We start from the raw sequence: 13854 nt of genomic DNA on the forward strand, positions 1-13854 counted from the left end.
GGGGCGGCATCGGCTAGCGTGCCGGGCATGCCCGTCGCGGTCGTCACCGACTCCACCGCCTACCTGCCCCCCGAACTGCTCGCCGCCCACCGGCTGACCGTGGTGCCGCTCACCGTCGTGCTCAACGGCGCCGAAGGGCTGGAGGGCGTCGAGACGTTCCCGGCCGACGCGACCCGGGCCCTCGGCGGCCGGCGGGTCTCGGTGAGCACCTCCCGGCCCGCTCCGGAGCAGTTCGCGCAGACGTACCGCCGGTTGCTGGACGACGGCGCGGACGGCATCGTCTCGGTGCACATCTCCGCCGAACTCTCCGGCACCGTCGAGGCGGCCCGGCTGGCCGCCGCCGAGTTCGGCGACCGGGTCGCCGTGGTGGACAGCCGCTCCTGCGGCATGGGCCTGGGCTTTCCGGTCGTCGCGGCCGCCGCGGCCGCCGACCGGGGCGCCGACCTGCCGGCGGTACGCGACGCCGCGCTGGCCACCGTCGCCCGTACCACCATCTGGTTCTACGTCGACACGCTGGAGTTCCTCCGCCGGGGCGGCCGGATCGGCGCCGCCGAGGCGCTCTTCGGCACCGCGCTGTCGGTCAAGCCGATCATGCACATGCCGGACGGCGCGATCGTGCTCAAGGACAAGGTGCGCACCGCGAGCCGGGGCGTGGCCCGACTGGTCGACCTGGCCGTCGAGGCGGCCGGCGACGCCGCGGTGGACCTCGCCGTGCACCACCTCGCCGCCCCGCAGCGGGCCGAGGCGCTGTTGACGGCGCTGCGCGAGCGGCTCGGCGACCGCCTGCTCGACGCGTACGTCTCGGAGGCCGGTGCGGTGGTGGCCGCGCACGCCGGCCCGGGCCTGGCGTGCGTGGTGGTGCATCGCCGGCCGGCCCCCGACGGCGGCTGACCTGCCGGTCCGCGTCGGTCCCGCCCGGGGCCTGTTCGGACGGTGCCGGTGCCGTCGAGCTGGCAGGGTTGGTCTGACGGGCGTGCGGCCTGGCCAGGCGTGCTGGCGGGGGAGAGGAGCGGCGATGTCCATAGTGGTGACCGGCGGCGGTCGGGGCGTGGGCCGGGCCGTCGCGGAACGGCTCGCGGCCTCCGGCGACACGGTGGTGGTGATCGAGTACGACCACGACGCGCTCGACTGGTTGCGTCAGGTGGCGACCCCGGACCGGCTGGTCGCGGTGGTGGGGGACGCCGGCGACGAGCAGCTCGTCACGCGCGCCGCCGACCTGGCCGAACGCGCCGGGCCGCTGACCGGGTGGGTGAACAACGCGGCGGTGTTCCGGGACGCCTCGGTGCACTCCACACCCGCGGCCGAGGTGCTCGACCTGATCGGGCTCAACCTGCGGCCAACGGTGGTCGGCGCGACCACCGCGGTCCGCCGGTTCCTCGCCGCTGGCACTCCCGGCGCCATCGTCAACGTCTCGTCGCACCAGGCCCGCCGGCCGGTGCGCGGCTGCCTGCCGTACGCGACCGCGAAGGCGGCGGTCGAGGGGCTGACCCGGGCGCTGGCCGTCGAGTACGGCCCGCGCGGCATCCGGACCAACGCGGTGGCGCTCGGCTCGATCGCCACCGAGCGGCACGCCGCGTTCCTCGCCGAGCGCGAACCGGCCGAGGCGGAGTGGATCGACGTGGAACTGGCCCGGCTGCATCCGGTCGGCCGGATCGGCCGGGTCGAGGAGGTGGCGGAGGCGGTCGCCTACCTGCTGTCGCCGGCGGCGGGCTTCGTCAACGGGGTGACCCTGCCGGTCGACGGCGGCCGCTCGGTGCTCGGCCTCGATCCGGAAGCACACTGAGCTGGTCAGGTCTGAGCCGCTAGCGATCTCGTTCGCCCACCCACAAGCCGCGACCCTGTAGACCGACAACCGAACCACGGTCTTGCAGGTGATGATCGCCCGCTGCACCGTCGTCACGCTCACTTGGCGGTGAACTGCGCGGGTCCGGGCCGTTCTGCGCTCTCTGCCTGCGGGTCAGAACCGGGACGGCCGGTTGCCGGCCATCCGGAGCGCCCGGAGCCGGTCCTGTGCCCATCGCAGCGCCGCGCACGGGCCGGTCCGGCCGGCGCACCGGTCGCAGTAGCCCAAGATCCAGTGCCGCCGGATGATTCGCTTGGCCGCAGTCGGCACCCACTCCGCCCGCGAGACTTCCCACTCGATCATGGCCCCTCCAGAAACGGCAGGTCCGGCCACCGATCCCCGATCAGGTGACCGGACCGCATCCGGTGTCGCCCCAACAGCCTCCCTTGCAACGTGCACACCGTCAAGCTTGCAAGTGGCAACGTGTGTAGGTGGCACGTACATACGGTCAGGGCGTGCGACTGGTGGCCCTCTCCGACATCGCGGACATGCTCGGTGGCGTGTCGCGCACCAGGGCCACGGAGATCACGAACCGGGCCACCTTCCCGGCGCCGATCGACACGGTGGCCAGTGGCAAGGTCCGGGTGTGGGACCGCGCGGACGTGGAAGCGTGGATCAGGAAGTACCGGCCGAACCAAGCGCCGGACGAGAGTTGACACGACACCCCCCATCCGCGTCAGGGGTGCCGTGTGCGTCTTCGGCCGGCCCAGGCCGCCGTGAGCCGCCTGCTCCCGGCCAGCCCTGGCCGCGCCGCTCCAGCCGCCCAGCGCCACGGCGGTCCGCTCGCGCGCCTCTATGGCCGCCTCCACCGCGTCTCTCGACCGAGTGACCCGAGGCGCACTGACGCGAGGCGTCGACGGGCGTGACACGGCGGCCTTCCTGGCTCAGCCCGAACGGCGAAGGGGCTGAACCGTCGCGCTCACCTGATGCCCACCAGCCGGTCGCGCCGCCACCACCGTCACCCATGCGAGGCATCCGGTAGCACAGCCGCCGCATGATCAGGGCCTTGTCCACAGGGCCGTTGTCTTTCCACAGCCGAGCCTGCACGAGCGTCCGGGGTGGGCCGTGTCGACCTAGCCTCGCGCCGTGTCCAATGACGAGGAGGCGGTGGTGCGGCAGCGCCTTCGGCGCCTGCTGCCCGCCACGGCTGCCGATGACGCGGCTGCGCCCCCTGCTGGGCCGTCCATGGCCGGGATCGTGGCCGATTTGCCCGACCTGTCGCACACCGTCACCGCGCCGTGGCCGTTCGCCGGCGCGCCGCCGGGGCCGGGACCGGACCGGGCTGGCGGACGTTCTCCCGCTGTCGACGACGGTCCGCTGTCCGGACTCGGCCACGTGCCGATCCGGGCGGCGCTGTCGTCGCGCTCTGCCTCGTCGGTGCCCGATCCCGAGCCGGTAATGGTGGGCAGCGCGGGGGAGGATGCGCCGTCGTCCCGCTTGCCCGGCCCCGGGGTCTTCGACCCGGGGCGGCGGGGCGTGCGGGTGCTGGCCGTGGTCGCCGTGCTGGTGGTGCTCGGTGCCGGCTTCTGGGCCTGGCGGTCCCGGCCACGGGCCGAGCCGGTCGTCCCGGTGGCCACCGCGGCGCCGGCCGGGCCGCTCAGCTCGTCGTTCGCCGAACCGGTGGCGTCGCCGGCCGGCGAGCTGGTGGTGGCCGTGGCCGGCAAGGTACGCCGACCGGGGCTGGTCCGGGTGCCGGCCGGTGCCCGGGTCGCCGACGCCGTCGAGGCGGCCGGCGGGGCGTTGCCCGGCGTGGACGTGGCCCTGCTCAACCCGGCCCGCAAGGTCACCGACGGCGAGCTGATCGTGGTCGGCGTACCGGCGCCGCCGAACCAGGCGGGCGCGCCGGGCGGGCCCGGGACCGACGCGGCACCCGGCGGTCGGGTCAACCTGAACACCGCGACGCTGGCGCAGCTCGACTCGCTGCCCGGGGTCGGGCCAGTGCTCGCCCAACGCATCCTCGACCACCGCGAGCAGCACGGCGGGTTCCGGTCCGTCGGCGACCTGCGCCAGGTGGACGGCATCGGCGACGCCCGGTACGAGCAGCTCAAGGACCTGGTGACGGTGTGAGCACCCGACACCCGTTCGCTCCCGGCGCCGGCCGAGCCGGCGCACCGGCTGCCGCACCCCGTTCGCGTCAAGCCGTGGGTCCGAACGGCGCGACGAGTCCGGACGAGGCAGCGGGCGCGGACGGGGTGACGGGTGGGGATCGGGCGGCGGGGCCGGACCTGCGGCTGGCCGGGCTGGCCGTGGCGGCCTGGCTCGCCGCGCTGGCCGGGCTGCACCTCACCGCCGTCGGCACGCTGCTGCTCGCGGCGGGGGCGGCCACGCTGGCCGTCCTCGGCGCGCTGCGTCTGCTGGGCGTCCTCGGCCAGCCGACGGTGCGCCTGCGGCGGTACGGCTGGATCGCTGTCGCGGTGCTGATCGGGGTGGTCTGCGGCGCCAGCGCGACCGCCGCCCGGCTGGCCGTCCGGGACGCCGGGCCGGTCCGCGCCCTGGTCGACGAGCGGGCCAGCGTCACCGCCGAGCTGGTCGTGCGCGACGATCCCCGGCCGGTCCGCGGCGGCGCCACCGGCCGGCCGGCGATGTTGCTGGTGGCGGCCGAACTGGTCGGCGTCACCGGCCCGGACGGTCGGCGGGTGGTTGCGCCGGTGCGCGTGTTGGTGCTCACCACCGACCCGGGCTGGCGGGGACTGCTGCCCGGGCAGCGCCTCACCGCCGAGGGGCGGTTGGCGGCCCCGCGTGGGGGTGACCTCACCGCCGCCGTGCTGCGCGCCACCGGTGCGCCCGAGCCGCACGGGCCCGCGCCGACGTCCCAGCGGGCCGCCGGCCAGCTCCGGGCCGGCCTGCAACGCGCCTGCGAGCCGCTGCCGGACGAGCAGGGCGGGCTGCTCCCCGGCCTGGTGGTCGGGGACACCAGCCGGCTGCCGGCCACGGTGGAAGAGGACTTCCTGGCCACCGGCATGACCCACCTGAACGCCGTCTCCGGGTCCAACGTGGCGATCGTCGTCGGCGCGGTGCTGCTGCTGGCCCGCTGGGCGCGGGCCGGCCCGTGGCTGGCGGCGGGGCTGTGCGCCGTGGCGCTGGTGGGCTTCGTCATCCTGGTCCGCCCGTCGCCGAGCGTAGTGCGGGCCGCCACCATGGGCACGATCGGACTGGTCGCGCTGGCCACCGGCCGGCCCCGGGCCGCGCTGCCGGCCCTGGCCGCGGCGGTCACGGTGCTGGTGCTGGTCGACCCGGAGTTGGCCGGCGACCCCGGCTTCGCGCTCTCCGTCCTGGCCACCGGTGGCCTGCTGCTGCTCGCGCCACGGTGGCGGGACGGGCTGCGTCGCCGCGGCGTGCCGGCCGGGCTGGCCGAGGCCCTGGCGGTGCCGGCCGCCGCGCAGCTGGCCTGCGCTCCCGTGGTCGCCGGGATCTCCGGCACGGTCAGCCTGGTCGCGGTGCCGGCCAACCTGCTGGCGGTCCCGGCGATCGCGCCGGCCACCGTGCTGGGCGTGCTCGCCGCGGCGGTGTCGCCGATCTGGCCGGCCGGGGCCGAGTTCGCCGCCTGGCTGGCGAGCTGGCCGGCGTGGTGGCTGGTCACCGTCGCCCGGTACGGGGCGCAACTCCCCGCCGGCACTCTGCCGTGGCCGGGCGGCATACCGGGAGCGCTGCTGCTGGCCGGCCTGACCGGGGCGCTGCTGGTGGCCACCCGACGGCCGCTGGTACGCCGCCTGGTCGCGGTGGTGGCAGTCGCCGTGATGCTCGGCACGCTGCCGGTCCGGCTGGTTGCGGACGGTTGGCCACCGGCGGGCTGGGTGGTGGCCGCCTGCGCCGTCGGCCAGGGCGACGCGATCGTGCTGCCGGTGAGCACCGGGCGGGCCGTGGTGGTCGACGCCGGCCCGGAGCCGGCGGCGGTGGACGCCTGCCTGCGCCGCCTCGGCGTACGGGAGGTGCCGCTACTGGTGATCAGCCACTTCCACGTCGACCACGCCGGTGGTGTCGCCGGGGTGTTCCGGGGACGCCGGGTCACCGCCGTGCTCGCTCCACCGTGGCCGGAGCCGGAACACGGTCGGGACCTGGTCCGGGGCGAGGTGGCGGCGCGGGCCGTCGAGCTGCTGACCGCGCCGCCCGGCTGGCGTTGGCGGGCGGGTGGGGTCGAGTTGGCCGCCCTCGGCTCGGCGGCTCCGTTGCGCGGCACCCGTTCCGACCCGAACAACAACTCGATCGTGCTGCGTGCCGTGGTGTCCGGGGTGCGGATCCTGCTCACCGGCGACGCGGAGACCGAGCAGCAGCAGGCGCTGCTGGCCGGCGTACCGGCGGCTGAGCTGCGGGCGGAGGTGCTGAAGGTGCCGCACCACGGCTCGGCCTATCAGGACCCGGCGTTTCTCGACGCGGTCCGCCCAGCGGTCGCCCTGGTGCCGGTCGGCGCCGGCAACACGTACGGGCACCCGCACCCGGCGCTGCTGGCCCGGCTGGCCCGGGGCGGGGCGCGGGTGCTGCGCACCGACACCGACGGCGACGTGGCGGCAGTGGTCGGCCGGTCCGGCCTGGCCGTGGTCAGCCGGGGCGTCGACCCGGGCCGGCAGCGCTGACGGATCGACGGCGATTCCAGCGATAAGGCCTGAATCAACGTAGATGTCTGGATTTGCGCTGAGTGCGGGCTCCGCGAGCGGAGTACCGATGACCAGGCTGGTTCCGGCAGCGCGGCGTGCGAATATGGGCGGCGTGACCGCCAGCCTCCCGCCCATTCTGCTCGTCCTCGGCGACGAAGAGCTGCTCGCCACGCGGGCGGTGTCCGAAGCCGTCGCCCGGGCCCGCAGTGTGGACCCCGACGTGGACGTCCGGGAGTACCAGGCCGGCTCGCTGACCGCCGGCGAGATCGCCGAGATGCTCAGCCCGTCCCTGTTCGGCGGCCGGCGGGTGCTGGTCCTCCGGTCCGGTCAGGACGCCCGCAAGGATCTGGTCACCGCGCTGCTGGCGTACGTGAAGAACCCCGACCCGGAGGTCCAGCTCGTCGTGCTGCACCTCGGCGGCGCCAAGGGCAAGGCGTTCGCCGACGGACTCAAGGCGGCCGGCGCCACGGTCGTGCCGGCGGCCAAGCTCAAGGGCCACCGGGACCGGGTGGCCTTCGTCCGCGACGAGATCCGCCGCGCCGGCGGCAAGTGCACCGAGGACGCCGCCGAGGCGCTCATCGCGGCGGTCGGCAACGACCTGCGCGAGCTGGCCGCCGCCTGCTCCCAGCTGATGGCCGACACCGACGGCCGGATCGGCGCCGACACCGTGGCGCGCTACTACCGGGGCCGGGTCGAGGTGACCGGCTTCACCGTGGCCGACGCCGCGATGGTGGGCGACCTGCCGGGGGCGCTGGAGGCGTTGCGCTGGGCGCTGCACGTGGGGGTCGACCCGGTGCCGATCGCCGACGCGATCGCCGACGGCGTGCGTACCGTGGCCCGGGTCGCGGCGGCCGGGCGGGGTGACCCGTACCAGTTGGCGAGCACCCTCGGCATGCCGGCCTGGAAGATCCGCGGCGCCCAGCAGCGGGCCCGCGGCTGGACGCCCGAGGGGCTCGTGCAGGCCATGCAGGCCGCCGCCGAGTGCAACGCCGCCGTCAAGGGTGGCGCGGACGACCGGGCGTACGCCCTGGAGCGGGCCGTCTTCTCGGTGGCGGCCGCCCGGCAGGGTGGCGCCCGGTGAGCGGAGCGAGCCACGGCTCGTGGGCGACGATCCCGGCCGACGAGGAGCGGTACCGGCCGCTCTACGCCCGGATCCTCGGCCTGCGCTTCGTCAATCCCGGCGGAGTGCTCTGCTTCCTCTTCTTCGAGGGCGTCGTCGCGCTCGCCGCGCTGCTCGCCCTCGCCGAGCTGGTGACCTGGTGGGCGGTGCTGGTCCTGCCGGCCGCGGTGGCGGTGATGGTGAAGCTCAACGACATGGTGGCCGCGCTGGTCGTCCGGTCCGCGGCGGCGGTGCCCGAGCAGGAGCGGGAGCGGTTCCGCCGGCAGATGGAGCCGGTCGTCGGCCGGGCCCAGGTGGAGTGGATCACGCACAGCGTGCCGGGTGTGGTCATCACGTCCGAGCCGCTGCACACCACGCCCGCCGAGCCCGCCCGAAACGGGTCGGACAGCCAGGACCGGTCGACCGGCGTCGCCCCGGCGACGGGGGCGGGCGGGGCGGATCCGCCGGACGGTCCCGGCTCGGCGCGCCGGGCGTCGAGCCCACCCGAGACCGGCCCCGGCTCGTCCACCGGCCGTCCGACTCCGCCGACCTGAACGCCGGTGGCCGTGCAGGCGCACGTCATCGCCGGCGCGGACCGGTGCCGGAAACGGACAGCCGAAAGCCCCGGGCGATGCCCGGGGCTTTCGGTCAGGTCTGGGTCCGCCGGATCAGGCGGAGAGCGACACCACGCGCTTGGCGATCGCGGACTTGCGGTTCGCGGCCTGGTTGGTGTGGATCACGCCCTTGCTGGCGGCCTTGTCCAGCTTGCGAGCAGCGTCGCGCATGAGGACGGTGGCCTTCTCCACGTCGCCGGCCTCGGCGGCCTCGTGGAACTTGCGGATGGCGGTCTTCAGCGACGACTTGACCGACTTGTTACGCAGCCGGCGCTTCTCGTTCTGCCGGTTGCGCTTGATCTGGGACTTGATGTTCGCCACGCGACAGCCTCGTCTTGATAGCTCGGGTTGGTCTGCTTGTGCGCGCGACGAACATGCGTCATCGCTGCGCGAAGAGCCAGGTTACCAGGTCGCCCGGGACGAGCCAAAACGGCCGGGTCCGCGGTGCCCGGAACGGGGGCCGGGCGGCGAGTAACGACCGACCCATCATGACCACGCCATCGCCGTGCCGGCCAGCGCCGGCCCGTGGCGGACGGGCGTAGGCGGTCGGGTCACGTCCAGCCCTGGCGGTGGGCGAGCCAGTCGAGCGCCTGCTCGCCGCTCCACCGCTGGTGGACCCGCAGGTGGGCCGAGGCGGTCGGCGGGGCCGCAGCCGCGGAGGTGAGGAAGAAGCCGGCCAGCGCGGCCAGGGTGACGTCCAGCACGTCCGGCGGAGCGCCGGCGGCGGCCGGGTGGCCGGCGAAGAGGGCGTCCGCGTCCAGCCCGCTGGCGTACCCGCTGATCAGCAGGGTGACCAGGTCGAACCAGGCCGGGCCGTGGCAGAGCCAGGTCCAGTCGCAGAACCAGGCCCGGCCGGCGGGGTCGACGAGCACGTTGTCCAGCCGCAGGTCGCCGTGGATCAACCCGGGCGCGCCGGCGGCGTACCCGGGCAGGCGGGACTCCAGGGCCACCAGCTCGGGCAGCCGGTCCCGGACCGGGCCGGGCAGCGGCGGCGGTGGCTCGCGGCCGGCGGCCACCTCGCCCCACCAGAGGATGTCCTCCCGGGCCAGGTCGGCGAGCTGGGGCAGCCCCAGGGCGACCAGCTCGGCCGGCGGGTCGGCCAGCGCGGCGGCGAGCTGGGCGTACCCGGCCAGGGTGGCGGCCAGCTCGGCCGGTCGCCAGGGCAGCCCGGGCGTACGGCCGTCGATGGCCTCCTGGCCGACCGCGAACCAGCCTTCCGCGCGCACCGTCCAGCGCGGGCGGGGCGCCGGCAGCCCGGCGGGCAGCCGATCGAGGATCGCCGCCTCCCGGCCGTACCAGTCGACCAGGTGCGGTTGCCCGGCGGCGGGCGCGGCCTTGACGAACGCCCGGCCGCCGTCGGCGGTGCGGAGCACACCGGCGAAGCCGCGGGTGAAGCCGGCGCCGGCGACCCGGACCGCGACCACCGGGGCACCCAACCGGTCGGCCAGCGCCGCCCGCAGCCCGGCCGGCAGGTCGGCCCACTCCGGCCGCAGGGCCGTCGCGTCGTACGACACCGGGGGCAGCGACGGCGGGGGCACGCCTCCATGCTGCCGGTTGTCGTACCGCCCCGCGATACTGCGCCGGTGATCGCCACCGACGACTTCTGGGCGCTGATCGAGGCGTCCGCCGCCGCGACCGACGACCCGGACGCCCGGCTGGCCTGGCTCACCGACCGGCTGGCCGAGCGACCCACCGACGACGTGGTCGACTTCGCGCTCCGGCTCGACGAGGCCCGGGCCCGGGTCGACACCTGGTCGCTGTGGGGCGCCGCGCTGCGCGTCTGCGGCGGGCTCTGCTCCGACGACGGCTTCCACTACTTCCAGGCCTGGCTGGTGGGGCTGGGCCGGGAGACGTTCGAGCGGGTGGTCGCCGATCCGGACGCGCTCGCCGACGTGCCGCAGGTCCGTCGGCTGGCCGGCCGGCCGAACCGGGACTGGGCCGACCACGAGTGGCCCGACTGGGAGGCGCTCGACTACGTCGCCGAGCGGGCGTACGAGCGGATCACCGGCGACGAGGACGGCCTGGAGCGGGCGCTGGCGGCACGCGGGCGGGACGTGAGCATGTCGCCCGACCCGCAGGACGAGGAATGGGCGCTGGAGGATCGGGCGGAGTTCGCCCGGCGCTTTCCCCGGCTCGCCGAGCGCTTCCCGCTGCCCGACCGGCAGCCGTGGTCGGTCTGGGAGACTGCCAGGCCATGAGGACCGACGACTTCTGGCAGTTGATCGACCGGGCCCGGGCCGGCGGCGGGGGCGAGCCGGGCGCGGTGGCCGCGCGGGCGGTGGCGCTGCTCGCCGAGCGCGAGCCGGCCGACATCGTCGGCTACGCCCGCCACCAGCAGCGGGTGCTCGCCGCGTCCTACCGGGTGGACCTCTGGGGTGCGGCCTACCTGATCAACGGGGGCGCCTCGGACGACGGCTTCGAGTACTTCCGGGGCTGGCTGATGACCCAGGGCCGGGAGGTCTTCGCCCGGGCGGTGGCCGAGCCGGACTCGCTGGCCGAGCTGCCGCAGGTGCGGGCCGCCTCGCTCAGCGGCGAGGAGTTCGAGTGCGAGGAGATGCTCTCGGTCCCCTGGGACGCGTACCGCAAGGCGACCGCGACCGACCTGCCGGCCGACCGCGACCCGGTGCCGGTGCCGGACCTCAACGACTTCTGGGACTTCGACGACGAGGAGGAGGCCCGCCGCCGGCTGCCGAAGCTCGCCGCGCTCTTCGTCGAGCCGCCCGCCGAGTGACGCGGGCCCGCCGACGCCCCCCGCTCGTCGGCTGACGGCACGGGGTCGGAGCCGGGGATCGCCCGCGCAGCGGGAGCGCGTCGGCGACGTGGGAGCATAGAGGGGGCCGGCGTCGCGCCGGCCTGCTCAACGTCAGCCGACCAGAACGGACAGCTGTGCCTCCGACGCTCGATTCCGGCGCGAACGCTCCTGGTGCCACCGACCCGGCGCGCATCAGGAACTTCTGCATCATCGCCCACATCGACCACGGGAAGTCGACCCTGGCCGACCGGATGTTGCAGCTCACCGGCGTGGTCGACCCCCGGCAGATGCGTGCCCAGTACCTCGACCGGATGGACATCGAGCGCGAGCGCGGCATCACCATCAAGAGCCAGGCCGTCCGGATGCCGTGGACCATCCGGGACGGCGAGCGGGCCGGCGAGCAGGCCGTGCTCAACATGATCGACACCCCGGGCCACGTCGACTTCACCTACGAGGTGTCCCGCTCGCTGGCCGCCTGCGAGGGCGCCATCCTGCTGGTCGACGCCGCGCAGGGCATCGAGGCGCAGACGCTGGCCAACCTCTACCTGGCGCTCGAGAACGACCTGCACATCATCCCGGTGCTCAACAAGATCGACCTGCCGGCCGCCCAGCCGGAGAAGTACGCCGAGGAGCTGGCCCACCTGATCGGCGGCGACCCGGCCGACTGCATCAAGGTCTCCGGCAAGACCGGCGAGGGCGTGCCGCACCTGCTCGACGAGATCGTCCGGCAGTTCCAGCCGCCGGTCGGCGACGCCGACGCGCCGGCCCGCGCGATGATCTTCGACTCGGTGTACGACGTCTACCGGGGCGTGGTCACCTACGTCCGGGTGATCGACGGGCACATCAACGCCCGGGACCGGATCAAGATGATGTCCACCGGCGCGGCGCACGAGCTGCTGGAGATCGGGGTCATCTCGCCGGAGATGCAGAAGGCCGACGCGCTCGGCGTCGGCGAGGTGGGCTACCTGATCACCGGGGTGAAGGACGTCCGCCAGTCCCGGGTCGGTGACACCGTCACCATCAACTCCCGGCCGGCCACCGAGGCGCTCGGCGGCTACAAGGACCCGAAGCCGATGGTCTACTCCGGCCTCTACCCGATCGACGGCTCCGACTACCCCAACCTGCGGGACGCGCTCGACAAGCTCAAGCTCAACGACGCCGCGCTCACCTACGAGCCGGAGACCTCCGGGGCGCTCGGCTTCGGCTTCCGCTGCGGCTTCCTCGGCCTGCTGCACCTGGAGATCATCCGGGAGCGGCTGGAGCGCGAGTTCAACCTCGACCTGATCTCCACCGCGCCGAACGTGGTCTACCGGGCCGTCCAGGAGGACGGCGAGGAGGTCGTGGTCACCAACCCGAGCGAGTACCCGACCGGCAAGATCGCCGAGGTGTTCGAGCCCACCGTGCGGGCCACCGTGCTCACTCCGAACGACTACGTCGGCGCCGTGATGGAGCTCTGCCAGGGCCGCCGGGGCAGCCTGCTCGGTATGGACTACCTCTCCGCCGACCGGGTGGAGCTGCGCTACACGCTGCCGCTGGCCGAGATCATCTTCGACTTCTTCGACCAGTTGAAGAGCCGCACCAAGGGGTACGCCTCGCTCGACTACGAGCCCTCCGGCGAGCAGTCCTCCGACCTGGTGAAGGTGGACATCCTGCTGCACGGCGAGCCGGTCGACGCGTTCAGCGCGATCGTGCACAAGGACAAGGCGTACAACTACGGCACCTCGATCGCGGCGAAGCTGCGCAACCTGATCCCGCGCCAGCAGTTCGAGGTGCCGATCCAGGCGGCGATCGGCAGCCGGGTCATCGCCCGGGAGACCATCCGGGCGATCCGCAAGGACGTGCTCGCCAAGTGCTACGGCGGTGACATCAGCCGGAAGCGCAAGCTGCTGGAGAAGCAGAAGGAGGGCAAGAAGCGGATGAAGATGGTGGGCCGCGTGGAGGTCCCCCAGGAAGCCTTCATCGCCGCGCTCTCCTCCGACTCCGGGGACGGCAAGGCTCCCGGCAAGAAGTGAGGCCGCCGCCGGTCCGACCGGCGGCAGACGTACGACGGCCGGCGCCCCGGTCGGGCCCGGACCCCCACGGTCCGGCGCCATCCGGGGCGCCGGCCGTCGTCGTGCCCGTCGTCCCCGGGACGTCGGCGTCCGGCACGGCGGTGGCCCTCCGGTACGGCCGGCGTCGAGGTGCCGGCGACGGGGCGGCGACGGGGGTGTCCGGGCGGCGCCGCGGGTGGCCGGTGGGGGCAGTTACCGGGCCGGCGGTGACCGGTGAAGGAATTTTCCGGTGCCCGGCATCGGCCGGCGTCATCGCCCGGAGGCCCGTGGTGACCTGCGCAAACCCCGCCCGGAGTGGAATCGGGACGCGCCCGCGCATCGACCGCGGACGAGGTCGGCGATGGCCGGACCGGTTTGGCGATTCGGCTGGTCGGGAACTTAGCGGTCACGACAGGAAGCACACACCGTGTGACAGACATTCTGCTGAAGGAGGGCGACCGTGGAGCTCACCGTTTGGGGCATCATCACCGCGCTCGTTGTCGGTCTCATCGTCGGCGCTCTGGGCCGCCTGGCCGTGCCGGGCCGCCAGAACATGCCGATGTGGCTGCACATGCTGATCGGCGTGGGCGCCGCGCTGCTCGGCACGGTGCTCGCCCGGGCCATGGGCATCGCCACCGAGACCGCCGGCATCGACTGGGGCGAGCTGCTCGTCCAGGTCGTACTGGCCGCCATCGCCGTGGCCCTGGTGGCCGGGGTGGGCCGGCGCCGCAGCGTCACCCACCGGTAAACCCCGCACAGCCTGAACGCGACGGGCGCCCGACCACCACGGTCGGGCGCCCGTCCGCGTCCCGCATGGGTGACGAGGCGGGCATGCTCGCCACCAGGTCGTGATACCGGAGAGTCATCATGATGACTCTCCGGTATCACGCTACGGAGCAAGGCTGCCGCCCGCCGGGACACGCC

13 protein-coding genes are annotated in these 13854 nt (G+C 74.6%); 11 read left to right on the forward strand and 2 right to left on the reverse strand.

The annotated features are described in order from the left end of the window. Positions 1–27: 27 nt before the first annotated feature. The 7 genes from GA0070609_RS03145 to GA0070609_RS03180 all read left to right on the forward strand — a co-directional run bounded on the left by GA0070609_RS03145 (position 28) and on the right by GA0070609_RS03180 (position 8088). Complete coding sequence (locus GA0070609_RS03145; RefSeq protein WP_088992401.1) at positions 28–891, forward strand: DegV family protein; 864 nt, start codon at positions 28–30, stop codon at positions 889–891. A gap of 124 nt (positions 892–1015) precedes the next feature. After that, a complete protein-coding gene (locus tag GA0070609_RS03150) occupies positions 1016–1783 on the forward strand; it encodes an SDR family NAD(P)-dependent oxidoreductase (RefSeq protein ID WP_088992402.1) in 768 nt (255 codons plus the stop codon). A gap of 515 nt (positions 1784–2298) precedes the next feature. Further along, positions 2299–2499: a helix-turn-helix transcriptional regulator gene (locus GA0070609_RS03160; protein ID WP_088992404.1), complete on the forward strand. Its 201-nt coding sequence runs from the start codon at positions 2299–2301 to the stop codon at positions 2497–2499. Between the two features lie 430 nt (positions 2500–2929). Next, positions 2930–3910: a ComEA family DNA-binding protein gene (locus tag GA0070609_RS03165; protein ID WP_088992405.1), complete on the forward strand. Its 981-nt coding sequence runs from the start codon at positions 2930–2932 to the stop codon at positions 3908–3910. Between the two features lie 125 nt (positions 3911–4035). Next, positions 4036–6414 carry a ComEC/Rec2 family competence protein gene (locus tag GA0070609_RS03170; RefSeq protein ID WP_088992406.1) on the forward strand — a complete coding sequence of 793 codons (2379 nt, stop codon included), beginning with the start codon at positions 4036–4038 and terminating at the stop codon, positions 6412–6414. A 124-nt stretch (positions 6415–6538) separates the two neighbouring features. Next, positions 6539–7516, forward strand: a complete 978-nt coding sequence (gene holA / locus GA0070609_RS03175) for a DNA polymerase III subunit delta (RefSeq protein WP_088992407.1) — start codon at positions 6539–6541, stop codon at positions 7514–7516. Then, positions 7513–8088, forward strand: coding sequence for a hypothetical protein (locus GA0070609_RS03180; RefSeq protein WP_231928515.1), 576 nt, complete (start codon positions 7513–7515; stop codon positions 8086–8088). Before holA ends, GA0070609_RS03180 begins: the two co-directional genes overlap by 4 nt. A 114-nt stretch (positions 8089–8202) precedes the next feature. Here the strand turns inward: GA0070609_RS03180 and rpsT are convergent, their stop codons facing one another. Together rpsT and GA0070609_RS03190 are read right to left on the reverse strand one after the other, a co-directional pair. Next, a complete protein-coding gene (gene rpsT, locus GA0070609_RS03185; protein ID WP_088992408.1) occupies positions 8203–8469 on the reverse strand; it encodes a 30S ribosomal protein S20 in 267 nt (88 codons plus the stop codon). Positions 8470–8699: 230 nt separating this feature from the next. Continuing rightward, complete coding sequence (locus tag GA0070609_RS03190; protein ID WP_088992409.1) at positions 8700–9686, reverse strand: phosphotransferase family protein; 987 nt, start codon at positions 9684–9686, stop codon at positions 8700–8702. 45 nt (positions 9687–9731) lie between these two features. Between GA0070609_RS03190 and GA0070609_RS03195 the strand changes: the two genes are divergently transcribed. The 4 genes from GA0070609_RS03195 to GA0070609_RS03210 all read left to right on the forward strand — a co-directional run bounded on the left by GA0070609_RS03195 (position 9732) and on the right by GA0070609_RS03210 (position 13678). Then, a complete protein-coding gene (locus GA0070609_RS03195; RefSeq protein ID WP_157748044.1) occupies positions 9732–10346 on the forward strand; it encodes a DUF4240 domain-containing protein in 615 nt (204 codons plus the stop codon). Further along, positions 10343–10879, forward strand: coding sequence for a DUF4240 domain-containing protein (locus tag GA0070609_RS03200; RefSeq protein WP_088992411.1), 537 nt, complete (start codon positions 10343–10345; stop codon positions 10877–10879). The genes GA0070609_RS03195 and GA0070609_RS03200 overlap by 4 nt, the downstream gene beginning before the upstream one ends. A gap of 155 nt (positions 10880–11034) precedes the next feature. Then, positions 11035–12912, forward strand: coding sequence for a translation elongation factor 4 (gene lepA / locus GA0070609_RS03205; RefSeq protein ID WP_088992412.1), 1878 nt, complete (start codon positions 11035–11037; stop codon positions 12910–12912). 478 nt (positions 12913–13390) lie between these two features. Then, a complete protein-coding gene (locus GA0070609_RS03210) occupies positions 13391–13678 on the forward strand; it encodes a GlsB/YeaQ/YmgE family stress response membrane protein (protein ID WP_088992413.1) in 288 nt (95 codons plus the stop codon). Positions 13679–13854 lie beyond the last annotated feature (176 nt).

The organism is Micromonospora echinaurantiaca, assembly GCF_900090235.1.
Taxonomy (GTDB): domain Bacteria; phylum Actinomycetota; class Actinomycetes; order Mycobacteriales; family Micromonosporaceae; genus Micromonospora; species Micromonospora echinaurantiaca.

Coding starts and splice junctions, on each gene's coding strand:
- holA (WP_088992407.1), top strand. CDS start 6,539: ATGGGCGGCGTGACCGCCAGCCTCCCGCCCATTCTGCTCGTCCTCGGC.
- GA0070609_RS03145 (WP_088992401.1), top strand. CDS start 28: ATGCCCGTCGCGGTCGTCACCGACTCCACCGCCTACCTGCCCCCCGAA.
- GA0070609_RS03200 (WP_088992411.1), top strand. CDS start 10,343: ATGAGGACCGACGACTTCTGGCAGTTGATCGACCGGGCCCGGGCCGGC.
- GA0070609_RS03150 (WP_088992402.1), top strand. CDS start 1,016: ATGTCCATAGTGGTGACCGGCGGCGGTCGGGGCGTGGGCCGGGCCGTC.